The sequence below is a fragment of the Zobellia sp. B3R18 genome, from assembly GCF_018860715.1.
Lineage (GTDB): Bacteria > Bacteroidota > Bacteroidia > Flavobacteriales > Flavobacteriaceae > Zobellia > Zobellia russellii.
Genome location: NZ_JAHKQG010000011.1, coordinates 698,695 through 724,745, shown reverse-complemented (window position 1 = coordinate 724,745; position 26,051 = coordinate 698,695). Strand labels below are relative to the sequence as shown.

At 37.4% G+C, this 26,051-nt stretch carries 31 protein-coding genes; 7 read left to right on the top strand and 24 right to left on the bottom strand.

Annotation, left to right across the window (positions count from 1 at the left end):
- Positions 1–55: 55 nt before the first annotated feature.
- Entirely contained in the window at positions 56–859 is an 804-nt protein-coding gene (locus KO513_RS09610; RefSeq protein ID WP_215913200.1) for an SDR family oxidoreductase, read from the bottom strand.
- A complete protein-coding gene (locus KO513_RS09605; RefSeq protein ID WP_215913199.1) occupies positions 852–3,137 on the bottom strand; it encodes a M28 family peptidase in 2,286 nt (761 codons plus the stop codon). The genes KO513_RS09610 and KO513_RS09605 overlap by 8 nt, the downstream gene beginning before the upstream one ends.
- A 206-nt stretch (positions 3,138–3,343) precedes the next feature.
- Between KO513_RS09605 and KO513_RS09600 the strand changes: the two genes are divergently transcribed.
- Positions 3,344–3,811 (top strand): CBS domain-containing protein, encoded by a 468-nt coding sequence (locus tag KO513_RS09600; protein ID WP_215436065.1) that lies wholly within the window; start codon positions 3,344–3,346, stop codon positions 3,809–3,811.
- A gap of 91 nt (positions 3,812–3,902) precedes the next feature.
- Here the strand turns inward: KO513_RS09600 and KO513_RS09595 are convergent, their stop codons facing one another.
- The 4 genes from KO513_RS09595 to KO513_RS09580 all read right to left on the bottom strand — a co-directional run bounded on the left by KO513_RS09595 (position 3,903) and on the right by KO513_RS09580 (position 5,684).
- On the bottom strand, positions 3,903–4,253 hold the full coding sequence (locus tag KO513_RS09595) for a hypothetical protein (RefSeq protein WP_215436062.1): 351 nt from the start codon (positions 4,251–4,253) through the stop codon (positions 3,903–3,905).
- Between the two features lie 4 nt (positions 4,254–4,257).
- A complete protein-coding gene (locus tag KO513_RS09590) occupies positions 4,258–4,746 on the bottom strand; it encodes a DUF6265 family protein (protein WP_215913198.1) in 489 nt (162 codons plus the stop codon).
- A 62-nt stretch (positions 4,747–4,808) separates the two neighbouring features.
- On the bottom strand, positions 4,809–5,384 hold the full coding sequence (locus KO513_RS09585) for a pentapeptide repeat-containing protein (protein ID WP_215913197.1): 576 nt from the start codon (positions 5,382–5,384) through the stop codon (positions 4,809–4,811).
- 87 nt (positions 5,385–5,471) lie between these two features.
- Positions 5,472–5,684 (bottom strand): DUF2945 domain-containing protein, encoded by a 213-nt coding sequence (locus tag KO513_RS09580; protein WP_215913196.1) that lies wholly within the window; start codon positions 5,682–5,684, stop codon positions 5,472–5,474.
- A gap of 252 nt (positions 5,685–5,936) precedes the next feature.
- Between KO513_RS09580 and KO513_RS09575 the strand changes: the two genes are divergently transcribed.
- From KO513_RS09575 to KO513_RS09565, 3 genes are all read left to right on the top strand, one after another.
- Complete coding sequence (locus KO513_RS09575) at positions 5,937–8,981, top strand: SusC/RagA family TonB-linked outer membrane protein (protein ID WP_215913195.1); 3,045 nt, start codon at positions 5,937–5,939, stop codon at positions 8,979–8,981.
- A 10-nt stretch (positions 8,982–8,991) separates the two neighbouring features.
- Positions 8,992–10,641, top strand: coding sequence for a RagB/SusD family nutrient uptake outer membrane protein (locus KO513_RS09570; RefSeq protein WP_215913194.1), 1,650 nt, complete (start codon positions 8,992–8,994; stop codon positions 10,639–10,641).
- Between the two features lie 314 nt (positions 10,642–10,955).
- The gene (locus tag KO513_RS09565; RefSeq protein ID WP_215913193.1) at positions 10,956–11,495 is read left to right on the top strand and encodes an alpha-ketoglutarate decarboxylase; all 540 of its coding nucleotides are present in this window, start codon (positions 10,956–10,958) and stop codon (positions 11,493–11,495) included.
- A gap of 16 nt (positions 11,496–11,511) precedes the next feature.
- Here KO513_RS09565 and KO513_RS09560 read toward each other — a convergent pair whose 3' ends face one another.
- Both KO513_RS09560 and KO513_RS09555 read right to left on the bottom strand, forming a co-directional pair.
- Entirely contained in the window at positions 11,512–12,129 is a 618-nt protein-coding gene (locus KO513_RS09560; RefSeq protein ID WP_215436045.1) for a chloramphenicol acetyltransferase, read from the bottom strand.
- A 128-nt stretch (positions 12,130–12,257) separates the two neighbouring features.
- Positions 12,258–13,100 carry a helix-turn-helix domain-containing protein gene (locus tag KO513_RS09555; protein ID WP_215913192.1) on the bottom strand — a complete coding sequence of 281 codons (843 nt, stop codon included), beginning with the start codon at positions 13,098–13,100 and terminating at the stop codon, positions 12,258–12,260.
- A 229-nt stretch (positions 13,101–13,329) separates the two neighbouring features.
- On the opposite strand from KO513_RS09555, the gene hxlB reads away from it, so the two are divergent.
- Together hxlB and hxlA are read left to right on the top strand one after the other, a co-directional pair.
- Positions 13,330–13,914 (top strand): 6-phospho-3-hexuloisomerase, encoded by a 585-nt coding sequence (gene hxlB / locus KO513_RS09550; protein WP_215913191.1) that lies wholly within the window; start codon positions 13,330–13,332, stop codon positions 13,912–13,914.
- Between the two features lie 45 nt (positions 13,915–13,959).
- Positions 13,960–14,589, top strand: a complete 630-nt coding sequence (gene hxlA / locus KO513_RS09545; RefSeq protein WP_215913190.1) for a 3-hexulose-6-phosphate synthase — start codon at positions 13,960–13,962, stop codon at positions 14,587–14,589.
- A 155-nt stretch (positions 14,590–14,744) separates the two neighbouring features.
- On the opposite strand, the gene KO513_RS09540 is transcribed toward hxlA, so the two are convergent.
- From KO513_RS09540 to KO513_RS09465, 16 genes are all read right to left on the bottom strand, one after another.
- Positions 14,745–15,488, bottom strand: coding sequence for a GNAT family N-acetyltransferase (locus KO513_RS09540; RefSeq protein WP_215913189.1), 744 nt, complete (start codon positions 15,486–15,488; stop codon positions 14,745–14,747).
- Positions 15,485–15,934 carry a DMT family transporter gene (locus tag KO513_RS09535; protein WP_215913188.1) on the bottom strand — a complete coding sequence of 150 codons (450 nt, stop codon included), beginning with the start codon at positions 15,932–15,934 and terminating at the stop codon, positions 15,485–15,487. Before KO513_RS09535 ends, KO513_RS09540 begins: the two co-directional genes overlap by 4 nt.
- Positions 15,931–16,560 carry an NAD(P)H-dependent oxidoreductase gene (locus KO513_RS09530; RefSeq protein WP_215913187.1) on the bottom strand — a complete coding sequence of 210 codons (630 nt, stop codon included), beginning with the start codon at positions 16,558–16,560 and terminating at the stop codon, positions 15,931–15,933. The genes KO513_RS09535 and KO513_RS09530 overlap by 4 nt, the downstream gene beginning before the upstream one ends.
- Positions 16,561–16,631: 71 nt before the next feature.
- Complete coding sequence (locus KO513_RS09525; protein ID WP_252735739.1) at positions 16,632–17,231, bottom strand: Crp/Fnr family transcriptional regulator; 600 nt, start codon at positions 17,229–17,231, stop codon at positions 16,632–16,634.
- Between the two features lie 144 nt (positions 17,232–17,375).
- Positions 17,376–17,753 (bottom strand): DUF2200 domain-containing protein, encoded by a 378-nt coding sequence (locus KO513_RS09520; protein ID WP_215913185.1) that lies wholly within the window; start codon positions 17,751–17,753, stop codon positions 17,376–17,378.
- 75 nt (positions 17,754–17,828) lie between these two features.
- A complete protein-coding gene (locus tag KO513_RS09515; RefSeq protein WP_215913184.1) occupies positions 17,829–18,290 on the bottom strand; it encodes a RidA family protein in 462 nt (153 codons plus the stop codon).
- A 207-nt stretch (positions 18,291–18,497) separates the two neighbouring features.
- On the bottom strand, positions 18,498–19,901 hold the full coding sequence (locus KO513_RS09510; protein WP_215913183.1) for a pyridoxal phosphate-dependent decarboxylase family protein: 1,404 nt from the start codon (positions 19,899–19,901) through the stop codon (positions 18,498–18,500).
- Between the two features lie 187 nt (positions 19,902–20,088).
- Positions 20,089–20,475 (bottom strand): hypothetical protein, encoded by a 387-nt coding sequence (locus tag KO513_RS09505; protein ID WP_215913182.1) that lies wholly within the window; start codon positions 20,473–20,475, stop codon positions 20,089–20,091.
- 4 nt (positions 20,476–20,479) lie between these two features.
- Positions 20,480–20,869 (bottom strand): DoxX family protein, encoded by a 390-nt coding sequence (locus KO513_RS09500; RefSeq protein ID WP_215913181.1) that lies wholly within the window; start codon positions 20,867–20,869, stop codon positions 20,480–20,482.
- A 4-nt stretch (positions 20,870–20,873) separates the two neighbouring features.
- Complete coding sequence (locus tag KO513_RS09495; protein ID WP_215913180.1) at positions 20,874–21,536, bottom strand: peroxiredoxin-like family protein; 663 nt, start codon at positions 21,534–21,536, stop codon at positions 20,874–20,876.
- 621 nt (positions 21,537–22,157) lie between these two features.
- The gene (locus tag KO513_RS09490) at positions 22,158–22,454 is read right to left on the bottom strand and encodes a DUF1905 domain-containing protein (protein WP_215913179.1); all 297 of its coding nucleotides are present in this window, start codon (positions 22,452–22,454) and stop codon (positions 22,158–22,160) included.
- Between the two features lie 358 nt (positions 22,455–22,812).
- Positions 22,813–23,226 (bottom strand): hypothetical protein, encoded by a 414-nt coding sequence (locus KO513_RS09485; protein WP_215913178.1) that lies wholly within the window; start codon positions 23,224–23,226, stop codon positions 22,813–22,815.
- Between the two features lie 262 nt (positions 23,227–23,488).
- Entirely contained in the window at positions 23,489–24,010 is a 522-nt protein-coding gene (locus tag KO513_RS09480; protein WP_215913177.1) for a hypothetical protein, read from the bottom strand.
- A gap of 222 nt (positions 24,011–24,232) precedes the next feature.
- Positions 24,233–24,694, bottom strand: coding sequence for a hypothetical protein (locus KO513_RS09475; protein ID WP_215913176.1), 462 nt, complete (start codon positions 24,692–24,694; stop codon positions 24,233–24,235).
- A 271-nt stretch (positions 24,695–24,965) separates the two neighbouring features.
- Complete coding sequence (locus KO513_RS09470; protein WP_215913175.1) at positions 24,966–25,268, bottom strand: hypothetical protein; 303 nt, start codon at positions 25,266–25,268, stop codon at positions 24,966–24,968.
- Entirely contained in the window at positions 25,261–25,629 is a 369-nt protein-coding gene (locus KO513_RS09465; RefSeq protein WP_215913174.1) for a hypothetical protein, read from the bottom strand. Before KO513_RS09465 ends, KO513_RS09470 begins: the two co-directional genes overlap by 8 nt.
- A gap of 144 nt (positions 25,630–25,773) precedes the next feature.
- Here KO513_RS09465 and KO513_RS19725 point away from each other — a divergent pair, with 144 nt between their 5' ends.
- Positions 25,774–25,896, top strand: a complete 123-nt coding sequence (locus KO513_RS19725) for a hypothetical protein (protein ID WP_256439078.1) — start codon at positions 25,774–25,776, stop codon at positions 25,894–25,896.
- Positions 25,897–26,051: the final 155 nt, after the last annotated feature.

Below are 26,051 nucleotides of genomic sequence, written 5' to 3'. Positions count from 1 at the left end.
AACAAGTATCCCGCCAGTTTGTTGTGAAATGATACGTAGCTGTGGTGAAAATCAACTACAACGTTGTAGTAAATTCAAATTTTTTAACGTTTGTAAGGGTGTAGGACTGTATTTGCTTGCCTTTTACGGCTGTGTCGTTATCATATTCAGGTAATGGTAAATCTAGTTTTTGAGCCTGTAACGTGTAATATTCCTTCTTACTTGGGTGATACGGGAAGACGGCATTAAACAGTTCTGGTGCCCAACCTTCATGCACGGACTTAAAGAGGATTCTTATACAATCGTTTAGATGAATTAGATTGATGGGGGCATTGCCATTTTTAAGGTTTTTTTTCTTTGATAACATTGTAACCGGATTCCTATTTGGCCCGATCAATCCACCAAACCGTACAACGGTAGTTTCAAATCCGGATTCGTTTTGAAACAGTTGTTCGCATTCCAAAAGTTGTTTCCCGGATTCAGTTGAGGGCTGTGGAGTAGTTTTTTCCGTAACCTCTCCATCTATAGCGCCATACACAGAAGTGCTACTTACGAATATTACTTTTTTTACGGACGAGGATTGCAGCGCAGTCCGAATCAGTTTCATTTTCTGAACGTAGTTTTCTTTGTTCTCTCCCCGTAATTTTGGAGGTACGTTTATAATAAGAACATCGGCATTGCTTAAAAATAAATTGATGTCTCCGGTTATTTGGGTTTCGGAAAGCGAAATAAGGAAGGGTTGAATACCGGCAGCGGAAAGGGAGGGGAGTTTATCCTTTGATGTTGTGCTTCCGTTTACGGTATACCCATTTTCTATAAATTCTTTGGCTAACGGTAGGCCCAACCAACCGCAGCCTATAATAGCTATTGTCTTATTCAAATTTGATGGTTTTGGTGGTGATAATTGCATCGTTGAGCACAAATGGCATAGGGATGCTGTTTTCCGGTCTTTTTGGGACGCTAAAAAGCGGATGGTCCAAAAGATTGTTTGAAGCTTCTTGAAAGGTGAGTTCAAGAATACTGTCTTTGGGTATGGTTATCTCAATTTCGGTATAGGCGTTGTCCGTGATGTAATGGGTAACCAATTTGGAAGCTTTTCTACTTTCTAAATAATATGGGGAAAGCTCAAGTTGATTAATTTTTACTTTTTCAACATTCATACTTTTGGTAAAGATATCCAGTCGGTTTACATCGCGTTGTGGCGTTATGCATAACTCTATGATACGGTTATTTTCAATAATCGTATCTCTTACGGTTTCAACTTTGGGGCCTTCTATTGCCTTTAGCGGAGCTTTTGCGGAACGTTTAAACAAAGTATTGTATTTACTGCTGATGAGGTGTTCGTTCAGCTTTTCGTCAATTTTATCTTCTTTTCCTAAAAAGGCTCCGTTCCATTCAATGGGCACTTGGTCGTAACTGGCCCATTGGGCCGTATTTGTTTCTTCATTAAGTATGTATACGAGGCTGCTGGGTTTGCCATTTTGGGCGTCAAATCCTGAGTGTATATGGGCATACGCCATAGTACCTATAAAACCGAACAAACCTAGGTAGGCCCACTTTTTTTTACGTGTGTACATACCAAATAGAGGCAACAAAAGCACAAATGTAAGTGTAACCAACAAAGTGCAACCAATCATCATTTTTAGGCCAAGACCCACAGGAAAACCTTTAATCAACGGGGTATAGAGCCATACAGCTGGCAGGCCTAAAAATACCATTAGTAGTACATTGGGCATTTTTTGATTCTGAATCACGTACCAAGCCGCAAGAAGAGCAAATACGGGTACAATAAAGAAACTTGCGCCCGGCAAATATTTTGCTAGTATACCACAGATAAATAACCATAATAACAGGGGTGCTACCACCAAATCTGCTGGGGCCATTTTTCTGAACTTATGGTATACCCCAAAAAAAATTGCCAAGGAAAGACAGGCAAAGGCAAATATATAGGCGTAGCCATTATACGTAAAACCGTGCAGGATATCATTGTAATTTGGGTAGGCCCATTTAAGAACGGGCCAGCTAAAATATCCTATGACTCCATTTAGGGCTATAACAAGCAACAGCGGAACAAATCCTGTTAGAGTAGCTTTAATGCTCAGTCTTTTTTTTCTGATTCCAGAGATAAAAATCAAGAGAAACAGGAAAATGGCAAGCCCTAACATGGGCCAAATCCAATCAAACGGATAAGAAATAACCCCGAACAAGGGTATGTTAAAGTACACATAGTCATTTAGACTTGGTAGTTGATCAAGCGCAATAGAACTAAAATGGACTAAAAGCGGAGCTAAATAACTGCCTTGGTGCGCCAAGGTGTTTTTATCCAAGCGCTCATAGGAATCTTGTGCTGTGTGGTAGTCAAAATGGTCGTCAATAAAAGCAAAATTGAATCCTTGAATATCCCGAGATTCCCTAAATACGGTAAGGTCCGTATCATTAGGAAGCATTTTGTAGATGCTGTAATAAAGGGAGTTGGCCATAGGAAATTTGGGGTTGGCCTTTATAAATTCGCTCACCAGATGTTGATTGCCCCTATTGGTTTCCATAAAGGTATAACTGGGGCCTCCGCTTCCTCTGGCCTCAAAATTAAGAACCAATCCTACATCTTTGGCCCAGTTGTGTTCGTTTACAAAAAGGTCCGCCCCGTTAAGACCAAGCTCTTCCCCATCTGTAAATAAAATAATGATGTCATTAATGGGCTCTTTACCTCTGGATAAAAAGGCCCGTACACTTTCTAAAATTGTAGCAACCCCGCTGCCTGCATCACTGGCACCTAAAGAAGAATGGGGGTGACTGTCATAATGGGACAATAGTAGCAAAGCTTTACCGTTGCCGCTCCCCTGTATCCTGGCCAAAATATTTATAGGTTTGCTCATGTTCCCCCAATCACCTACCGAATACCCACTTTGAAGCGAAGTCTCAAGTCCCATTTCTTCTAATTGGGAGATAATATAATCCTGTACCTTTTTATGTCCCGGAAAACCAATGGCATGTGGTTCTTGGGATAACGCCTTTACATGTTCTAATGCCCGGTCTGTAGAAAAAGAGCTTTCGGGAGCGGAGATATCTTCTTCGTAAACGGGCATTGAGGTGTGAAACCCCCAATAAATGGCAAATACTAAAAGCAGAAAGGAAAGTATGGAGGAAAATCTTTTCATAGGTTAAAGTTCTCAATTAAAAACATAAGATTCTAATAGATGATAGCTTTTCTTGTTTGTGTATTTTGAATGAAAATTAATATTATTTTTATTAAATAGATGAGAATATGATGGGTGATTCATCGAATAATTGGATTTTTCATTAAAAAAATCCTTATCTTTAGTAATTAACCTAATCTGCCGCTAGGCAATAAAAGCTAAACTATATGGGAATAAAAAGTTTTCAAGGCCCACGGGCAAAAGTAGATGTAAAGAAAGAATATGACGCGCCCATTCTAGTGTCTGACTACATGACCAAAAAGTTGGTGACCTTTACACCTGACCAGTCCATTTTGGAGGTTATGGAGCAGTTTACCAAGTACAATATTTCAGGTGGACCCGTCATGGATGACAACGGTTTTTTAGTAGGAATTATTTCTGAGGCCGATTGTATGAAACAGATTTCTGAAAGTAGGTATTTTAATCAGCCTATTTTGGATAAAAGTGTAGAGAAGTTCATGACCAAGGAAGTTGAGACCATTCCTCACGATATCTCAATTTTTGATGCCGCCGGTATTTTTGATAGGCATAACAGAAGAAGGCTTCCGGTTATGAAAGACGGTATTCTAGTAGGCCAGATCAGTAGAAAGGATATTGTAGTGGCCGCACTAAAATTATCCGGGCATAGTTGGTAATGTCATTTTATCCCCAAACACATTACTTAAAAAAATGAACATAAGATGTCTTCCTGAATAGGGAGGCATTTTTTTATGGTAAGCGTATTAATTACTCCCGCTTTACGATCATGTAGAAGTCATTATCCAATGGCAAATAACCTAAATCATATACAAAAAAGTACACCGTGCCTTTTTTGGTGGTGTAGAGACTAGTTATAAAATCAAAATCAAACCCTTTGTCTAATAACTTGGCTTTTGGAGTAGTGGTTTTTCCATCCTTTAGCGTAAAACTATCCAGTATTCTATAGTTCTTTCGTAAGCGGTTGTTGGTATTACGAATGAGGTTGTTACTATCCTTATTGGCTTGGTTGTGGTACGCATTTCGGCAATAATCGGAGCAGAATTTTTTGTCTGCTCTGCCTTTGATCTCGCTGCCACAGTCTAAACATTTTTTCTTCAACCTATTACTTTTTAAAATTGAATGTTACTTCTTGGGCAGCCCCGTCTTCATTACCTATCTGCGCATAGATGTTAATTTCATTGTCGCTTACTTTTTCAAAAGTAAAGCCTTCAAAATATACTCGGTTTGCTTCAACTTTAACCAACTTAAAAGATTGTACATCATCTTTTTCTTCCCATCCTTTTAAATCGGCATTAAAATGTTTAAGCTCGTATACCAATGTTTTATTAAGTTCTCGAATATGTCCCAGTTCATAAAATGAAACTTTGCCATCTGCCACCAGTTTAAAGGAGAACATCATGGAGCCTCCGGAAGGTGGTCCCCATATTTCTTCCGTAATTCCGCCAAAGGCCTCGCCTGACCAATTGCCTTGCATCCATGAAATATCGGACAGCGTAGCGTTGGGCGATTTTGTATTTTCCGGTAATGTTGTGGTGTTTTGAGCTTTAATGCTCAAGGAAAGAAAAAGGAAAACAAAAAAAAATCGGTTCATGGTTTACAAGTTTAAATGTCAGTAAGATACTGATTTATCCGTTTGTAAACGCATTTGTCCGCTTAGGGTTCTATATTAAGGTTGTATTTCTTTAAGAGACCTATAATCCCATCTTTGGAAAAGCGAGCCTTTTTAAGGTTTGTTGTTTCCGGATCTATGACATAGTTAATGGCGGTTCTAAAATCTGTGTTTGCAAGATCGGTACGTGCAAAAATAGCGGCTTTCAAATCACAATCATCAAAAATGCCACTCTTTAAAGTTGCTTCGGTAAAGTCGGCCTCAATCAACTTACACGAAATAAATTGTTGCTTAAGAAGCGTTAGCCCGTAAAAAGACGAATAGTTTAAATTGCAATTATTAAAACTAAAGTTCATTAAGAACGTATTGCAATCTTCAAATTTTAGTCCCATCATTTTACAATGGGAAAATGAAATTTCGTTAAAGGTGGTATGCCTAATATTGGCATTACTTAAATTACAATCTATAAACTCACAGTCCATAAAATTCTGGTTGTCCAGATAGGCATCGGCAAAATTACATCCTTCAAAAACGCAGTTTTCATAATCTCCTTTTGCCAATTTACTGCCCGTAAAATCCTGTGATGTATAAGTCTCGTCTGTAATAAAGGGCTTGCTCATAGGCGGAAAACGAATTGGTAGAATGTTACAATTTCTTGAATGGAGTTTGCAAAATCCTAAATTAAGAAAACGCTTTCACCTAACAAATTAATCTGCGCGCTCAACTTCACTTTCAAGCTTTAAGACCTTGCTCCCGTCTTTTTGTTTAATGTAGAGTGCCCTATTGTCTTTTGATCCTTTACGGGTAACTTCATTACCATCAATTTTTCGGGTTACGGACTCCTCATAGGTGTTTTCTACTTTTCCCGGGGCGCTTCCTGAGCCCCATTTCCATTTTACTTCTGTTCCTTTTCTGATCATTGCTTTTTATATAAACGTTTTAAAGCAAGGAATAAAAAAGCAAACACATCTATAGGAACAAAAAGAAAAAAACATACCTCAATCCATAAATGGATGATGGTCGGTTTAAGTTGAAGCCCTTCCAAGGCCTATCCTATAGATGTGTTAAAAAATAGCTTGCCTTATTTGCCCCCTCTTTAAAACCTCATTTTACACCTCAAACATTCTATAGTTGCAGTTCTTTGAAGCACATAACTAATTAACTCAGTAATTATGAAAAAAACCGAACTTAGACTAAAGACGTTCATACATAGCAAGGCTTTGCTATGTTGTATGTTGCTTTTAACAAGCTTTACCGTTATGGCCCAAAATTCCATTACGGGTACGGTATCCGATAGTAACGGACCGTTGCCAGGGGCTAATGTTATAGTAAAAGGAACTAATACCGGTGCTCAAGCCGATTTTGACGGGAATTTTACTTTAAACAATGTAGAGTCTAATGCTACCCTAGTATTTAGTTACGTAGGGTTCAAGACAAAAGAGGTGGCTTTAAATGGGCAGACCGTAATCAAGGTTACCTTAGAAGAGGATGCAGAGTTTTTGGATGAAGTAGTGGTAGTGGGTTATGGAACCCAGAAGAAAAGTGACCTGACCGGCGCTGTAGCAGTAGTAAAGGGCGAAAAAGTAAATATTGCACCTACCCCAAGTTTAACCCAAAACCTATCGGGTAAATTACCGGGGGTCATCACTAGGCAAACCACTGGCCAACCCGGTGCAGATGCCGGAGAATTTTTAATTCGAGGTAAAAGTACTTTTGGAAACAATAGCGCCCTTATTCTTGTAGATGGTGTAGAACGTAGTATAGATAGGATAGACCCCAATGCCATTGAAAGTATTACGATTCTAAAGGATGCGGCTTCTGCCGCTATTTATGGGGCACGAGCAGCAAACGGGGTAGTTTTGGTTACTACCAAGCGCGGTAGCCATGGTGCACCAAGCATAAGCTACAATAGTTCTTTCGGATTTCAATCTGCGGTTCAGGTACCGGAAATGCTAAATGCGGGTGAATTTGCCCAATACTTTAATGAGGCAAGTTTGAACAGTGGTGATAATCCTGCTTTTACGGACGAACAAGTACAACAATACCAAAATGGAACTTTGCCAAGTACAGATTGGTGGGGAGAAGTAATTCGTAAATCGGCTCCAATACAACAACAAGGTATTACCGTAAGCGGTGGTGGTGAAAGAGTGCGCTATTTTACTAGCATGGCCATGTTGGACCAAAAAGGACTGTATGAGACCTCTTCGTTTAAAAGGTATAATGTAAGGGCCAATGTAGATATTGATCTAACAGATAGATTTACGTTGGGTATAGATTTGGCAGGTAGAAAGGAAAGAATTGAGGATTCGAGTAACTCTCCGTTCAATCCACTATTGAATTCACAACCAACCTCACCTGCTTATGTGCCAGATAGTGTAGAGCCGGGTGGGTTAGGATATAACGGGGTTAATATCAATCCTATTGGAGAGGCCATTCACTCTGGATATAACCGAACCAATTGGAACGTTTTTCAAGGGAACTTTAAATTAAAATATGATATACCTATAGAAGGCTTGAGCACTACGTTCAAGTATAATTATGACCATTCTTTTAAAAATGAAAAGGAATTTAATGAGCCTTATACATTTTACGTGTCCGATCCAGTAAATAACATTTACACACCATTTACAAGTATTTCCAATATCACATTAACCGAAGGTTATGACGAAATCGTACAGGAGACCACACAGTTTTTTGTGAATTATGACAGGGAATTTGGGAAGCATAATTTAGGAGCCTTATTTGTTTATGAGAAAGTAGATAACGAAAGGAAAAATATAGAAGCGGGCCGCCAAGGTTTTGTTTCCCCATCTATAGACCAATTGTTTGCCGGTGGAGCAACAGGGCAAACTTCAGATGGTGGTGCTTCAGAAAGCGCAAGACAAGGTTATATAGGTCGTCTTACGTATAGCTATGCAGACAAGTATTTGTTTCAGGCCAATGTAAGGCATGATGGGTCCTATAATTTTCCAAAAGATAAAAGATGGGGTACGTTCCCTGCTTTTTCTGTAGGATGGAAAATTTCCGAAGAGGCATTTTTATCCAATGTAGATGCTTTAGAAACCTTGAAAATTAGGGCCTCATGGGGTAAGTTCGGTAATGATAGGGTAGATCCTTTTCAATTTTTGTCGGGGTATACCTTTAACTCAGGGTCAGTAATAGGAACTTCCGGGGCATATAGGCCAGGTATTCAAGATACGGGTATTCCAAACCCAAATATTACTTGGGAAACGGCAACTGCCAAAAACCTTGGATTGGATTTTAGTTTGTGGAAGGGGCGTCTTTCCGGAGAGTTTGATATTTTCAGTAAGCGCACCGAAGATATTTTGATAGCTAGAAACGCTTCTATACCGGATAGTTTTGGTGCAAGTTTGCCCAAAGAAAATTTGGGAATAGTAGATAACAAAGGTTTTGAATTGGCCCTGACCTACAAAGGTACTATTGGAGAAAATTTCAGGTTTGAAATATCGCCCAACATGACCAAGGCTACCAGTGAAGTTGTTTTTATAGATGAGCCAGAAGATGTAGAGGATAGAATACGAAAAACAGGCCGCCCGTTTGACCAACTATACGGGTACACTTCCGCAGGTTTGTTCAAATCTCAAGAAGAAATAGATGGGTGGGCAGACCAGGACGGTCAAGGCAACTCATCCCTTAAAACAGGAGACATCAAGTATGTGGATATAAATAATGATGATGTTATTGATGGTTTTGATATTCAACAAATTGGTAAGAGTGTTATCCCGGAAATAGTGTATGGCCTAAACTTTTCCATGGCGTACAAAGGGTTTGATTTAAATGCAAGTTTCCAGGGTGCAACAGACTTTAACAGCTATGCCTACATAGGGGCTTTTAGCCTTGGTTCTAACGCTATTTGTGGAAGGGTTTTGGATTCCTATAGAGAAGGCAATGAAAATGCCGCGTTCCCAAGAACCTACTTCAACACACCTCCAAATAACGAACGTACTTCTACTTTTTGGATGATAGACGGCTCGTACTTAAAGCTTAGAAATGTTGAGGTTGGCTATAATTTGCCAGATACGGTAATGGATAAATTGGGAATTGATTCAATCAGGTTCTTTGTTTCCGGTAACAACCTTTTGACATTTTCCAAATATGACTTCTATGACCCGGAGCGGCCCTCGGAAAAAAGTGGAAACTCTCTTTACTATCCGCAGTTAAGACGTGTAAACCTTGGTTTTAGTGTAAACTTTTAAAATTATAAAGATGAAAAGGATAAAAATATATACCGTTCTAATCGTAATATTTGCTTTTGCGATTTCGTGTGAAGATGGCTTTTTAGAAAGAGAACCGTTAGATATTATCAGTGAAGATGTTGTTTATAACGATCAGGGTTATGTAGAATCTGTTTTATACAGGCTGTATAACTATATGCCCGTGGGTTTTCCCGGTAGGGGTCAAACCAATCACCCGGGAAAAAATGCAAATGGCTTTTCCTCTATTTTGGATAATAATACGGATATAGCCATGACTAAAAGTGGGTGGATCGAATCATGGAAGGTAATTCGCCCAGGTCTAATTGACCCTACGAACAACCCGTTGGACAATTGGGATGTACTGTACAAGGGTATTTATCTTTCCAATACCATTCTTTCTAATATTCAAGATAGCGAGTTAGACGCCGATGTTAAAGTTAGAATTATAGCAGAAGCCAGATTCATAAAAGCCTTTTTATATTTTGACTTGGCAAGAAGATATGGTGCGGTACCGCTAATCAAAGAACTACAATCCATAGATGATGATCTATTGCTACCTAGAACACCGGTAGAAGAGGTTTACGCCTACATAGATGAAGAATTTACTGCTGCTGCGGCAGATTTACCCTCGGTTGCGGATATGCCGGATTCTGAATTGGGTAGGGCTACAAAAGAGGCCGCATGGGCATTTAATGGTAGAGCACAGTTATTTGCTAAAAACTACGCACGTTCTGCGGAATTGTCAAAAGCGGTTATAGATGGTGGTGGTTATACACTATCACCGGACTACGAGGGTCTGTTCCAAACATACGGTGGGGACACAGAAGTTATTTTTGAAGTACTTTTTAACGGTACGGATAAAGGTCACGGAATGGATAAAATAATGCTTCCGTTCAGTTATAGGGCAGATTGGGGTTCTCAATGTAATCCTACCCAGGAGTTTGTAGACAGTTATGAAATGGCCAATGGTCTACCAATTACGGACCCTGCATCCGGTTATAATCCCTTAAAGCCTTACGAAGGCAGAGACTCCAGGTTTTATGCAACTATTTTGTTCCAAGGAGCGGATTTTATGGGAAGGGAAATGGATGTTATTTTTCCTGACGGTGTAGATGCTCCGCTACGTACAGGGCTGCATAGTATAACCGGTTATTACATTAGAAAGTTTATGGATCAAAGTGCGCCTTTTGGTGTTGATTTTGGACAGAGCAAACAAAGCTGGATAGAAATGAGGTTGGCTGAAGTATTGCTTAATTATGCCGAAGCACAGAATGAAATATCAGGACCGGATGCATCAGTATATACTGCTATTAATAGTGTGCGTGCTAGAGCCGGTCAGCCAGATTTGGCAATGGGACTTTCTAAAGCAGATATGTTCAATGCCATTGTGCACGAACGTAAAATTGAATTGGCATTGGAAGGCCACCGTTTTTGGGATTTAAAACGATGGGGCATGGGAGTAGAAGTGTTGAACAACAAGGTGTTTACAGGAATGAAGGTATTGGCCGTAGACCCCGTAACCGGTGAAATGGAATTGGAACGTTTTCCAGTGGATAACAGGCCTGCTACCATATACCTTGAAAAGTTCGATTTATTTCCCGTTCCTCAAGCTGAAATTGAAAAGAACCCGAATTTGCTTCCTCAAAATCCGGGGTATTAATAGAAGTTTTTGTTAGCTTAATTTATGATTGAGTGAGTTGTAAGGGTTACAGGTGGTTCTGTAACCCTTTTTTAGTTTATGGGTTTGGTGTCGAGGTGTTTTTATGTTGCGGATTATCCATTTAATGTGTCCAATAAAGTAAGCGTTAGGTCTTGGAATAAAAGTCGAAGGGCAGTTACATTTGGTTTTTTCTTTTGAGGTTATCTCCGTCAACGGAAAAGAATCTAAAGGAAATGTTAAAATTAATGGCAAAAACTTTATATTTATCCCGATAGCCTAACCATTATATCTCACACATTATGAAAATATTTAAAATGAAACAACTAAGTATAAAGCTTGCATTAGTAATAGGAATGCTCTTTTTTTCAATAGATACATCTGCACAGGTCACGGATATTGCCGTAAAGGACAGTATGGATGTTGTAGATAAACGCCTGAGGTTTGGCTGCGGATTTGGTTTAAGTTTTGTTGGTGGAACAAACATAGCCCTATCTCCAAATTTAATTTATAGCGTTAGCAACAAAGTAAGTATAGGTGCAGGTATTCAAGGAAGTTATACTTCTATCAAAGATTTGCAGAATACCACAACTTTTGGGGGTAATGTGCTCACGCAATATCGTCCTGTTGAGAGATTTACTATGCTCTTGGAGTTTGCTCAACTTAAGGTAAACACTAAAACAGAGGCGGTAACGGGAGACATAAAACAAGATTATTGGGATTCTGCTCTGTTCATTGGCGCAGGATTGAATATTACCGATAAAATTGCTATTGGTGCAAAGTATAATGTTTTGTATGACAAAGATGAGAGTGTTTATACCAGTCCCATACTACCTTTTGTGAACATCGTGTTTTAATAAGCAAGATTTTCGCTTACATTAGTTTTTGGAGTTCTTCCATAAATTGGCCTACATGATAACCGTCTACCAAGGCATGGTGTACATGAACGGAAACGGGCATGAACAACCTGTCGCCTTCAGATGTCATTTTTCCAAAGGCAAACTTGGGGCAACTGTCCGGGCGTGCATAATGCCTAGCATGGGATATGGAAGTAAAATCTATCCAAGGAATAGCAGAACAATGTATCACGTTTTCGCCGGATTCCGAAGGCATAAGTCGGTTAGAATTACGTACTTTTTCTATGGCGGGAAGCGCTAAGTCAAGAAAGTCTTCAAAGTTTTCGCGATACTTTAAATGAGAAAAACCAAACGTGCCGTTTGCCCTGTTTATGGTGGGTGAGGCGTCAGTAGTTTCGTATTCGTACAACTTGCCATCAACAATTCTATACCTAAACTGAACCGTTCTGTTTGCGGCCACCAAAGATTTATGCAGATAGGACAGGAAAAAAGAATGGCCTTTCTCTTTTGCGGTGGTGTAGGTTTGGGTGCAATCTACTTTAGCGGTTATACCATAGAAGGGTTCATCAAACTTTGAAAAGAATTCAAAATGGTCTTTTCTGTACCAAGTTTCAATGGCTATTTCTTTACGCATAATTGGTGTTTACTGAGTGGAAATATTCGGTTTGGAAAAATAATCAATACAAGGGAAAATGGAGTACCCGGATATATTATTTTTTAGCTTAGGTATGACTAAGTTCAATAGTGTTATAAGTAAGCGTGTTAGTTATACAGGGTGTTTTCATGGGATATTACATGCTCCTTTACCTTGTTCTGAAACTCTTGGGGAGTTTGTTCTGCATGTAGTTTAAAAAACCTACTAAAATAGGAATGATCCTTAAAATCCAGATTGTACGCTATTTCCTTAATGGTATTCTCACTATGAATAATTTGTCTTTTCGCTTCCAGTATAAGTCGGTCGTGAATAAGCTGTACCCCGGTTTTATCCAGCTTTTCCTTTAAAATCTGATTCAGGCGTTTTGCACTTATACCTAATTTTTCTGCGTAGAACTGGGCATTTCTTTGGGTCTTATAATTTGCTTCAAGTAAGAGCATGAATTCGTAAACACGCTTTTCATTAATATCCTGTAAGGTAAAATGTTGTTCTTTTAAGTGAATCAATTTTAAGAGAAATACCTTTAAAACAGCTTTTATCATTACCAGATTAATGGCTTCTTGGTTATACTCTTCTTCTAAAAGCTGGAGTACGGATGCCAAGCCCTTAGAACTCTCAGTGTTAACTTGTAGGCAGGAGAATTCGCCCTGTATATTGAACATTCGGAAAACGTCCAGTAAAAATTCCTTTAAATCACCTTCCAAGAGCTCTTGTTTAAATGAGATAAGGACCCCATTTTTTCCGGCCTTATTAAGTTGATGTACACGATATGGGGGAATTAAATAAATCCAATCTCCTCTTAGCGTCTGAAAATCATGTTGTGGTTCATGAAGGGCGTCTTCATTTTGCAACCAAACAATTTCATAAAAATCCCGTCTTGCCGGATCGTTCAAGTATGCAGGAGGACAATTTCCCAAATCTCGGATGTACAATACTTTATCACTGAGCATAGCTGTGCTTTTTTTTAGAGGTTGAAAGGGGCGCGGTTTAAAGGCGAAAAATCGGCCGTAAAATTTCCCATTTCCAAAATGTACCACAAAAGTAGCGAATAACACCACACATAAAATGTATATGGGCAGATTGTACCAGTCATCTGTCAAATAGTATCAGTGTAAAGGCTATTTGCTAGGATAACTTTGTACTCGTTAATGAATAGAAATAGTTAGAGCTGATCGAGTTATGGAAAATGTACTGGAAAAAAAAGACGCAGAATTGGTTGAAAGTGCTTTGAATACCATCATAAATGAGCATATAAAACTAATTCATACCATCTCGTATTCCGAGATAGCAAAGTTGATTCCCGCAATTACCAATGCAGAACACATTTTTATAATGGGAGCGGGGCGTACGGGGCTTATGATGAAGGCCGCGGCCATGCGTTTAATGCATTTGGGGTATAAAGTGCATGTAGTTGGAGAAACTACGGCACCGGCCATTGAAAAGGGAGATGTCCTTATAGCAGGTTCAGGTTCGGGTACAACAAGCGGAATTGTTAGGGCTGCGGAAACTGCTGAAAAAGTGGGTGCGGGTGTCCTTTGTTTTACCACTAATGCCGATTCTCGTTTAGCGCTTTTGGCAGACCATACGGTAACCATACCTGCCGCGCAGAAACAGGAGCGCAATGAAACTATTTCCAAACAATACGCAGGTAGCTTGTTTGAGCAATCGTTACTGTTGGTGTTTGATGCACTTATACAGACGCTATGGGGTTTGGAAGGCGGTTCTGCCTCTGAGCTTTGGAAGCGACACGCAAATATGGAATAACAGATTTTGAATATAAATACATATAGAACATTTAAATAGCAAATTATGGCAAAGTTACAAGTAGCAATAGATTTATTAAAAATTGAGGATGCCATTGCATTGGCAACAAAAGTGGCACCTTACATTGATATTATTGAATTGGGTACACCGCTTATTAAAAGTGAAGGTCTATCCGGAATCAGAAAAATGAAAGATGCTTTTCCCGATAAATTGGTCTTGGCCGATTTTAAAACTGCGGATGCAGGTGAGTTGGAAGCTAATATGGCTTTTGGGGCTGGAGCGGATTATATTACCGTATTGGGAGCAACCGGAGACTCTACTATAGCAGGAGCAGTAAAAGCAGGAAAGGAACATGGTAAAGGTGTAGTGGTAGATACCATTGGAGTAAAGGATAGGGTAAAGCGTGCACAGGAAGCCATAGCTTTGGGTGCTGAGTTTGTAGAGTTACATGCCGGTTTGGACGAGCAGGCGGAAGATGGTTATTCAATTCAGGTTTTGATAGATGAAGCCGCAAGATCTGGAGTATCCGTTTCTATTGCAGGTGGTGTTAACAAAGGCAGTATAACGGCCGTTAAACAATCCGGTGTAACCGTAGCGGTAGCTGGTGCGGCCATATACGGAGCAGAAGACCCTGCACAGGCGGCCAAGGAATTAAAGCAACTATTGGAAGCATAAGTACGCTGGGTACAAGTTAGGGCAAAAGCCAAATTGGGTTAAATGAGGCATTAAAGGAAGGCCCATTTTGGCAATTGCCTATTTCTTGAAAGTTATATGTGCTTTGGACAAAGACAAAGCAAGTACCATTGGTTTAGTATAGGCTTGCAGGATGATTACCGTTGTGCAAGCCTATAATTTTTTATTAGAAACTGCTCCTCAAAACCTAGTTTTAGATATAGGTTTAACCCCATGTTGGAAGCCTGCAGTGTTATATACTCAAATCCGTTTTTGATGATTTTGTTAATCAGCAATCTCATAATTTGGTCTGCGTAGCCTCTTCTTCTCATTTCTGGAGGTATGCCAATGGCATGGATGCCCATAACCGAATTGGTTTGGTGCAGTATGGCCGTTCCCACGGCAAGTCCATCGGAATAGGCTATATAATACTCAATTTCATTGAGTGTTTTGTTAACGGTCTCCGGGCTAATTTCATAACCGAACGATTTTTGAAAGAGCACGGACCATAACTTGGCTTCGGTAGAATCCGTAACCCGTTCAATATTTACATCGCCATGAATATCAAAAAAGTGCGAAGGTTTTAAGGACATGCCCACTTGTTCAAAAATGAAAACAAAGTCGTTATTCTCTAAAAGCGCACTTTGGTTATCATCATAAATATCCCAAACCGGTAAGGTAATAGGTGCGGCCATTTCCCCTATTTTCTGTTTGATCAAGTCAACTGTTTCTTGATTTATAGGTTGATGTAGCCATAACCTATTAGGCCATTCAGAACCATGAATCTCGCAATATTCAAAAACCGGTGTTTTGTGGTAGCTGTCAAAAGCCGCTCCGGCGGTTTCCCAGAGCGATTTTAGATTCTTTATGTTCGTATGTATTAATTCCGCCCTTGTTTTCATTTTATATTGATTAAAATAATTCCTGAAATGAGTATAGCAAAACCTGCCCCTCTCTTAAATGTTATGGGTTCTACAGGTAGGTTTAGCCATCCAAAGTGCCCGGCAACAATAGAAAAGGCCAATTGCCCGAACAAACCCAAAGATATCATTGTGGATATGCCCAGTTTTGGAATGGTGTAATAGTAGAGGCTTATTCCCATTACACTAAATAATCCACCGGTAAACCAAAGGTAAAGGGGTATCTGTTTTACCTCGGTCCAATTTGGGGAGCTTTTAGAACTTAAGAGTACAAAGGTCACCGCAAAAATGGTACTGCTAAAAAATGCGGCAACAGATGCCAATAGGGGATTTTTTAACAGCACGGCCAAATTGGAGTTGAAACCACCTTGCGCAGCCAAAAAAACTCCACCTAACACGGCTAGAAAAGATAATGCGGTCTGGTTCATACAGCTTTAAATAATTCTTCCAATGGTTTTCTAACCTTAGGGCGATGTTGGGTGTGGTCTTCATGGGAGCGGTAGCCAATGGTTGCAACTACGGCGGCATTCAAGCCCTTTTCGGTAAGGCCTAGAATAGCGTTGTATTTATCAGCCTCAAAACCTTCCATAGGGCAGGAGTCAATTTTTAGTTCGGCACAAGCACTGAGCAAATTGCCAAGTGCCAAATAGGTCTGCCGGACCGTCCATTGAAAAGACTCCAATGCTGTCATTGTCTTAATTTTTCCTTTCATAAAGTTGCCATAGTCACTTAGGTTGTTCATTTCAATGTTCTGTGTGATGGCCGTCCGGTGTAGAAAATCATCTACGTGCGTATCTTCCACATAGGTATAATTACAAAAGACTATTAAATGCGAAGCGTCCGTAATTTGGTCTTGCCCCCAAGAAGCAGTTTTTAACTGTTCCCTTATTAACGGATTTTCAATTATGAGCACTTTGTACAACTGTAAACCGTATGATGAAGCGGATAGTTGAATGGCCTCCTTTATTTTTTTAAGGTCGTCCGGAGCTATCTTTTTTCTGGCATCGAATTTTTTGGTGGCATAGCGCCATTTTAGATGGTCTATGTAATTCATGATATTCTTGTTTTAAATTGATTGGACAAAAATATCAGAACGGAAAACCTTAAGCATTTACATATGTTGATTCAGGCTCTTTTTTTTAAATCTTTACGGATTCTACTGAGCTGAGTGGGCGTTATACCTAGGTGGGAGGCCAAATGGAGTTGTTGTATTCTTTGGTCAATATTGGGGTGTTTGGCGCGCAATTTTAAATACCGTTCTGTAGCATTTTCCATAACTAGGGAAATTTCCCTTTGTTCTTTTTCAATGACCCAATTGTATTCTAGATAAGCGATGTAGAAATCTTTCAAGTCGGTTTGGCGGCTAATGAATTCTCTGTATTTTTTATAATTTAGACTTATGAGAATGGTATCCTCTAAAGCTTCTAGGGTAAAATTTGAGGGCTTGCCCAAAATGCAGGAAACCGTAGAACCGGCAAAATCCGTTTCCAAAAAAATGTTTTTGTTGTAGATATTGCCTTCGGCATCCGTTACGTATGCCCGTAGTGCTCCTTTACATACAAAATGAATGTTTTTTGCTATTTGCCCGTTTTGGAGTAGGGTTTCGTCTTTTTTCAGCTTTCTAAACGTTACTATAGACTGAATTAAAGACCAAGATTGGGCCGAAATTTGAGTATAGCTTTCAAATTTTAGTTTTAAGTCCTTTATGTATTCTTCTTCTGTCAATAGCAATAAGATTGGTTCGGTGTCAAGCCATGTATTCAGCTTACAATACCACAACCTAAAAATACGTTTTCATTTCTAATCATAAACAAAAAAAGCCCTGTGAAGGGGCTTAAAACTATCTGTTTGCTGGCGGAATAACGGTTGCTATTTTTTTTCTTCACGTAAAATTTTATTCATCTTACGGCCTTTTGCCAATTCATCTATGAGTTTTTCCATACGTCTACATTGTTTGTACAGCTCAAACTCATCCTCAATTTCTTCAATCCGATAACCACAAACCACTCCTTTGATCAAATGTGCGTTTGGGTGTATTTTAGCCTCTTCAAAAAATGTTCTAAAGGTTACTTTTTCATTAATAAGTGCCTGTAAAGCATTTTGGTCAAACCCGGTGAACCATTCAATTACTTGATCAAGTTCTTCTTTTGTTCTTCCATTTTTCTCCAATCTAGATAAGTAAAGCGGATAAATGGAGGCAAATATCATGTTGGCAACCTTTTCGTTTTTTTCTGGTGTAACTTTCATTTTATTTTCAATAAGTTGGCGCTAAGGGTTTACCTAACTGAGGTAGTATACTGTTGCACCCCAAGTTAAAACGTGTTATTTTGTTTTTACCGTAAATGATGCTGTCAATCCAACACTAAAGTTTCGCGGTAATTTTTCAACCCCAAAAATAGCTCTTGAGTGTTGGCCTTTTTCTTCCAGCACTTTTACGAATATATCCGAAGCTCCATCTACAACAATTGGGGAGTCGTCCCAATTGGCTCCTGATTGAAAATAAGCATCAATATGGTTAAGGCCAACAATGTTGTTAAAACCAATTTTAGCCTCTACCTGAGCTAAAACATTTAAAGCACATAATTTCATTGCTTCGTAGCCCTGTTCTGTAGAAATTTCATTTCCTAACCGTCCTTGATAGCGGTATTCTGTATTTAGTATAGGAAATTGAATGGCTATGTAAGCTATATTTCCTCTAACATTAACAGAAACATAGCTCCCACCCGGTGTAGATACTTCTGGAAGTTCAAGGTTCAGTTTTTTTAGATTCTCTTTTGGGTTCATACGTTTAAATGGCGCTTACCTATTTTGGCAATTTTCTGTTCTGTCTTGTGTTTTCTTTGAATTCTATAACTCCTACATTTCTACATTGGCACTGGTGCATGATGAGAATCATATGTATATACAGTTCAAGGGCAAAGGGTGGAGTGAAGAATCAATGATGTTCAACCCCAAAATTAAGTTTGAGTTTTGGACAATGAGCTTATTGAGCTACATTTCTTTTATTATTTCATTCATTTGTTTAAATACTAGCTCAATATCATTTTTGGTTGTTCTCCAATTTACAAAAGACACTCTAATTCCTTTTTGGTGACTATAGACTGTTGGTGTCATAAATACTTTTCCCGTTTTGTTTAATTGAGTTAAAAATGTACCAACTTTTTCTTCGTTCTGAGGGCTGTTGAGATTAAAAACAATATTATTCAATCTTACGGGTGCTAGTAATTTAAAATTCTCGGATTCTTCTATTTTAGCTCCAAAATGTTTAGCTAAATCAATTGCATTTTCTACAATTTGCTTATAACCTTCTTTTCCGTATGCCCTTAATGAAAACCAAGCGGGTAAAGCTTTTAGTCGTCTTGAATTTTCAGGAAGAAAATTCAGATAATTAAAATTTTCCATTGGGTCTCCAAGGTAGGGGGCATTAGAGTTTTGAAAACTTTCAACTTGTAATGAACTATGTTCTCTTTTTACCAAAAACACTGCGCTTTCATAGGGTACATTTAGCCATTTATGACAGTCAATGGTTATGCTATCAGAATACTCCCAGTCTTGTACAAAGTGATTGTAGGCGTCAGAACAAGCAGCAAAACCACCAAAAGCAGCATCTGTGTGCCACCAAAAATTATACTTCTGTTTTAATTTGTTTATAGCATTAAAATTATCAAAATCAACTGTATTTACTGTTCCCGCACTTGATATAAGAATAAAAGGTTGCCCATTTAAGGCTCTAATTTTGGCTTCTAAATCGTCTATTGAAATAGCTTCCCTATTTCCTTCTATTGTATTTATTTTTGTAATGTTATTGCTGCCAATGCCCAATAGAGCAAGTGATTTTAGAGCAGAAGAATGCGGTGTGGCCGTTAGGATATTTATTTTTTCAGTAATACCTTCTTTGGCAAAATCTTTACCAAAGTTTTTACCAAACCACTGTTTGGCCACAGCTAGACAAGTAAAATTAGACATGGTCGCACCTGTTACAAAACCACCAACAAAAGATTTGGGAAGATTAAAAAGGTCTAAAATTAATTGTATGGTTTCTAATTCAATATTTGCAGATATATCTCCTTCTCCATTTATTGCTTGCGGATTTTGGTCGTAGATTGTTGCCAGCCAATCTCCCATAATAGATGCTGGCGTAGATCCGCCAATAACGTAACCCCAAAATCTAGGTCCAGAAGAGGATACTATTGTTGGTTCGAACCTTTGGTTGAATAATTGCAAAGTATTACGCGCACCAAGACCTTTTGAACCTAGATTAATCAATTCAGTTTTGTGAATATTTGCTGAGGTTTGTCTTTCATCTATTTTGTTTAGATAATCAATTCCCTGCTTTTTAACTTGTTCAAGTAGTGATTCAATTTCTAATAAGTCTGTTTGTAAAGTTTTGTTCATTTTTTTGGCGTTAACAACGGTTAGTGCGTGACACGTAGTGTTTAAAAGGTGCTAATTTTTGAATCTACACAGAACAAAATTAACAATTTGACTCCGTTAACAAAGAAGTATAATTTTTTGCTCCGGTACCTTTTAACCCAGTTGTTTATTGTAGCCAATGAATTTAAAATTAACTCTTGTTGGACTATCACTCGAATTGTGCAAAAATAACTTCACGAGTTACTTGCCAACGATTTTCTTCCCAAATTAGATCAATACTTAGGGCTATTTTTTGTTCCATTCCAGTCAAATTTACCTTTCGTTTTAAAACAACATGACCTGTATTTCCATTATGCTCTATATGATTAAACTCTGCCCAGGTATTTAAAGGAGCATCTCCATTGTCTCGTTTGGATTTGAATAAATTCACGAATGTTTGTTTGTCAGAAATCGTTTTTTGCCCTAAAGGATCAATCATAATAACCTGAATATTATCGTGATATATAGATTCTAGTTTATTTACATCAAAGCTGGTGGCTGTTTTAATGAGATTTTCAATGGTTTCTTTTACACCTATTTTGGATTGCTGTGTCATATTATTATTTTTTAGAGATATTTAAATTTTGTACATAATTCCCGAACACCTTACGGTCATATATCCATGAAATTATGGTCAATATAAGAGCTACAGTAGAAAACAGGTATTCTCCGTCTGATACCATCAAATGGGCAAAAAACGCTAAAACAGCATCAAATAGAAAACCGGCGTATGCCAACTCTTTTAAGAAATTTGATTTTTTAGTTAAAATGGCAATGGGAGCTAATATTTTGAGTATCGCTAAAGGGTAGATAATCCAAGTAGGAAACCCTAAACTTATAAAGAAGCCCTCTGCTCTTGGGTAATTAAAAATATACATCATGGCACCCATTATGAATAAGGCACAGAGCAATATGGTAGAAGCCCAGTAAATAATTTTGTTTTTTTTCATGATATTAAGTGTTTTCTGTTATCAAATTGTTTTTTAAATTTTTTAAAAGTTCTGTGGGTTCAAGTCGTGTCATATAATCTTCTTCAAAATGAGTGTACACGATTTGCATATTTTTATTAATTACATAGACGGCCGGCACTGGCAGTTCAAAATTGCTATTGCCATGAATTTTGGTAAAATCCATACCAAAGTTTTTGAATTCCTTTTTGGAGGCTTCATCTAGCTGAAAAACAATGCCAACAGCTTTCATAGATTGTGCATCTATATCTGTTAAAACCGGGAAGGATATTCCGTTTTTATTGGTAGTTGTATTAGCGAGTTCGGGTATTTCCGCACTTATTCCAACAATGTCCGTATTTAGTTGATTAAAAGATTTTCTTAATCGTTCATACTCTCTAAGCTCCATGTTACAATATGGACACCAGCCACCTCTGTAAAAGTTTAGAATTAGAAATTCCTGTTCTATTAAATTGCTTAACCATAAATTGTTTCCATTGCTGTTTTGAAGATTCATGTCGGGAACATAGTCGCCTACCTGTAGAGCATTTTCTTTTAACTGGCTTTTTCTGATGTCAGCAATACTATCGGTAAAGACTTTCATTATTGATTGCGGCATCCTTTCCATAGAAGCATGGCGCATTTGTTTTAGTTGTTCTTGTAATGTCATTTCATACCAAATTTTTGTTGGTACAAATATCTTGTCAAACAACTGTAGTTTAATTATCTCTGTTTGCAAAAAAATAGTCAATATCTAACCAAGTGTATTTTTTAGATTCTCTTAAATTTGATTTAGGGTTAGGTTTTAAGGGCTGCACAAACGCTTCTTGTTGGACATAAAAAAAAGCCCTAAAGGGGCCTATGTGAATCTATTTTTTGACTTATCCAGCGGTTTGTGAAATGGGTACTTTTGTTGTAGCTAGTTTTTTATTCATTTATAACACCAAACGGCTAATTCGTTCCCTGACGGGTCAACAAAATGAAATCTATGTTCACCAAGGAAAGAAAAAATCTGTTTAGAGATTATTCCTCGATTCTTAACAATCGTTTTCGTTAAACTTTCAAGACTCCTATGATATAAGACCACCAAAGCTCCGCTTATTATTTCATCTTCTGACTTTTCAAAACCATCTTCTAATCCACTATTTAAAAAAGCGGTATAATCAGGCCCAAAACCCTTCAATTTCTAATTGAAAGTTTTTTCATAGTAAAACTTTATTCTTGCTAAATCTTTGGCTTTGAATTCAATCTAATTGATGTGGTTGTTAGTTTCTATCATAAGTTTTAGTTTTTAGACTAAAATGCTAATTTTTAACAATTCACCTTCTTTGAGAGATAGTTTATTTCTTATTTCCAGTTTTATAGGCAAAATATAACAACCAATTTTTGTGTCAAACCAAATTGAAGTATTCCATTTAAAGTCTTCTAAAATTGCTGTTACTTTCATTCTGCCCCAACCTTCTTCTTGCCATTGTAAATTATCTCTAATTTCTTTTGATATATCATTTGGAACAGATATAAAATGCCAACTTGAGAAATTGTTTTTCCACAATTCATTTGAAAAGTTGTACCTGATTTTTGACATCATTTTTAGTTTTTAATTGGCTACAATGGTTGGGCTCGTATGCCTTGCACGGAGGTACGCCGTGTGCGATAGCAGCAGGCTAGCTAAAGCGCTGGCCAGTTTCCGTCTACGCACGAAACTAAAGCTTATTGTTTAGTTTTAATTTTTCTTGTCCAAAGCAAAAACCATAAGATTAAGCGACTTCATAAAAATATGCAAACCCTGCGACTAAGCCCGAAACCCGTATTGTTTATAGGTTCTGTTGTCATTAGTTTTTTCCGTTCGAGTTAGTTTTCTTATCGAGTAAAAATTCCATTTTCGTAAACTTGCTAAAAAGTCCATCAACACACCGATTGCGTTTGAGTAAAGTCCAATTGTAAAGTTAGGATACAATTAAAACCATTACAAGGGTTAGAATCCCAATTATGGTGGTTAAAATTCCCATGGTTTTTGATTTGGTCCATCCAGATAATGCAATAAGTGTAGATAGGGCGATTATCCCAATCATGAATGTTACTCCTCCGATTATTCTTGCAGTATGAAATTTGCTTTCCTCTATTTCTAAAGGATAGCCTTTGGTTGTCATCATCAAAATTGTTGTCATTGAAAACACGGAAATAAGGAAACTGCTTGCAGCAATGGTTGCCGTTATTTGTAGATATGTTGAAATTCGATTATTCGTATCTGAAACAATTAAATTAGCAATAAAAGCTATAGAGAAACCTGCTAATAATGCACTTATGAGGATGAAATGATTTGCAAGTTCATTCCAATATTCTGGAGTCATTTCAATCATAAATCGTACTGTTTTTTGAATTTCGAATTCTACTAAAATATTTTTTCAAAATTAATGACAACGGACTTGTGTATGAAATGTAGCGTGCAAAAAGACACTAACTTTTTGGATTAGCACTGAGCCGAATTTTTATATTTTGTTTTTAATTTCTCTCTTTTTAAAAGCCAAATTAAAAACTTGGCGATACTTTGCAAATATGCACAAACCTTACGGTTAAAAACCAGTTAGCTATGTTTTATACATTGTGTTACCGAACGTTTTTTTAATTCCAAAAATTTATTAAATCATCAATTTCAAAGTTACTTTCAGGAATGTAAATATTATCCCAATATACGTTTCCATTGATTTTGACAAAAACTTTATAATAACCAGAATTTAAGTCTTTTAAATTCAATACTAAATTTTTTGAATTCAAGTCATTTAACTCTATTTCGGGATTCAATTTAATTTCAGATTCAGAATATAAGCCCAAGTTTAAAATTGAATTAAAGTCTGTTTGTTCATATATTTTTTCTGCATTGGCACTTGCAAACCAAACATCAGAAATATTTTCAGATGCGGATAAGCTTAATGCTCCAGCTGGAGGGTTTGGATAAGCAGTAAATTTATTATCTGTAAGAACATTTGGGTTGCCTAATTTTATAGGTGCACTAAATTCAGAGTTTCTAATATTAATTCCAGTTACTAATTCAATATTAGTTTCAGACATAGAATTGTTGTTCTCATCGTCATTGCTACAGCTAATCGATACTAAAAGAGCAAAAATAATTGTCATTTTTTTCATTCGTATTCTTTTTTTTCAAATGTGGCGTAACGATTGATCTTTGAACAGTATGGGAGCAAACTGGCGTTTGCTTTCCGCCACGCACTTAGCGAAATCTTTTTTTTTGTTTTTTCTTTTCCTTGTTTAGAGCAAAATCTCAAAGATTTTGCGGACTTCATAAAAATACACAAAGCTTGCGATTAAGCCCGAAACCCGTATTGTTTATAGAAATGTTGTAGCCAGTTATTCTTCTCCGTAACTTATTTTAATATCTGGATTTTCATTTCTCCACCTTTCAATTTCAAGCATATTAATTCTATTCCCGAATAGTTCAACGTACTTCAATTTTGGGAGTTTTTTCAATTTCGGAATTTCATTAATCATGTTCAATTTATTCATGGATAAGTCCAAATACTCCAACTCTTTAAGTTTCTCCATATCGTCGGGCAAAGTTTTTATGTCCAGTCCATATAAGGTGAGTTTTTTAAGTCCATTAAGATATAGTAATTCCTTTGGTAAAGTTCTGAAAGGTGGGGTATAATTTCGTTGATTCATTGCACTTAATGGCGGATATATGGTCCAGCCTTCTATGCTGTCGTTAAATATTTCCAATTCCTTGGCTTTTTTCAATTCACCTATTTCCTTCGGTATACTATCCAGTCCATATTCATCAAGAGCGATGAAGACCTTTTCTTTATTTTCCAAATTTTTGAAAATGTGATTTGACTGACAGGAACAAATAAGGAAAAAAAATATTAAGAATATAAAGTTGTTCATTGGAAGGTTTTGCATAATGTTTGCCACCGGTTTAGCTATGAACAGTACGGGAGCAAACTGGCGTTTGCGTTCCGCCACGCATGTAGCGAAATCTTTTTGTTTTGTTTTTTCTTTTCCTTGTTTAAAGCAAAATCCCAAAGATTTTGCGGACTTCATAAAAATACACAAACCTGGCGGTTAAGACCAAAGCCCGTATTGTTTATAGGTTTTGTTGTGCTTTCGTTATTTCCGCTCGTAATTCATCTCCGATATTTACCCATTCCGTTTTGTCGGTCAATTCGAGCATAATTGAACATTCAGATTTCACAACGCCTATAATGTGCAAATACCATTCTAAATAATTCCAGTCAGTAGGTTTTGGCGAGTAAAGAGTTTTCTTGTTTTTGTCCCAATGAACCTCAGTTGCCGACCGGTAAATCATTGGATAAGTTGTCGAACAAGGTTTAATGTTTAATTTTCCTTTATCATCAATTTCAATTAATAATATTTTATCTCTATCCATTTTTCATTATTCCTTGAACTTGAACGGAATATGCAGAGTTCCTAAATTCATCTACTCCAACATATGTATAATATTCAGATAGGCATTTACTACAAAGAATTTTGTCAAATACGGGAAACCCACCATCTTTCGATTTTTGCGACAAACCAATGTTGTAATGTTTCTTCAGTCCATCATATTCTTGTTCGCTTATATTTTCCGTTTTACCTGTCCAACTATTTTCGATTTGGATTTTATAATTCAGTTTTAACTGATTTTTACAGGATAAACAATCGAAATCGTAGAATTCAATTTTGTCCTTTTTTCCTGTTACGAAATCAGGATTCTTAATATATGTTGGTTTTAAAATTTCCTCTTTCATTTTTTTATAATGAAGCACAACGGTTCGGCTCGTATGTTTGTTTCTATAGTTGAAGATAAGATATTTAAAATAATGCATTAGCTTAAACGAAAGAAAGCAAAGCCATTAGTAGCCTTAATAGCGGTTCAAAGAAAATTACTGATATTGATGTACACGCTTTGGAAAAATGAAGAGGTTTATGATGCCTATTTTGAAACAAAAAAGCAGCAAAAACATAAAGCCCTTGCTGCGCAGGATAACAAATTGATTACTCAACCTGTTTCCTAAAATATCAAAGAAAAAACTTGTTTTTTAACACAGTACCTAAGCGTAGTGCGGAAATAAGGAAACCTTTCGTTTCCGTCTACGCACGAAGCTAAAGCTTATTGTTTAGTTTTATTTTTTTTTTGTCCAAAGCTAAATCCATAAGATTTAGCGACTTT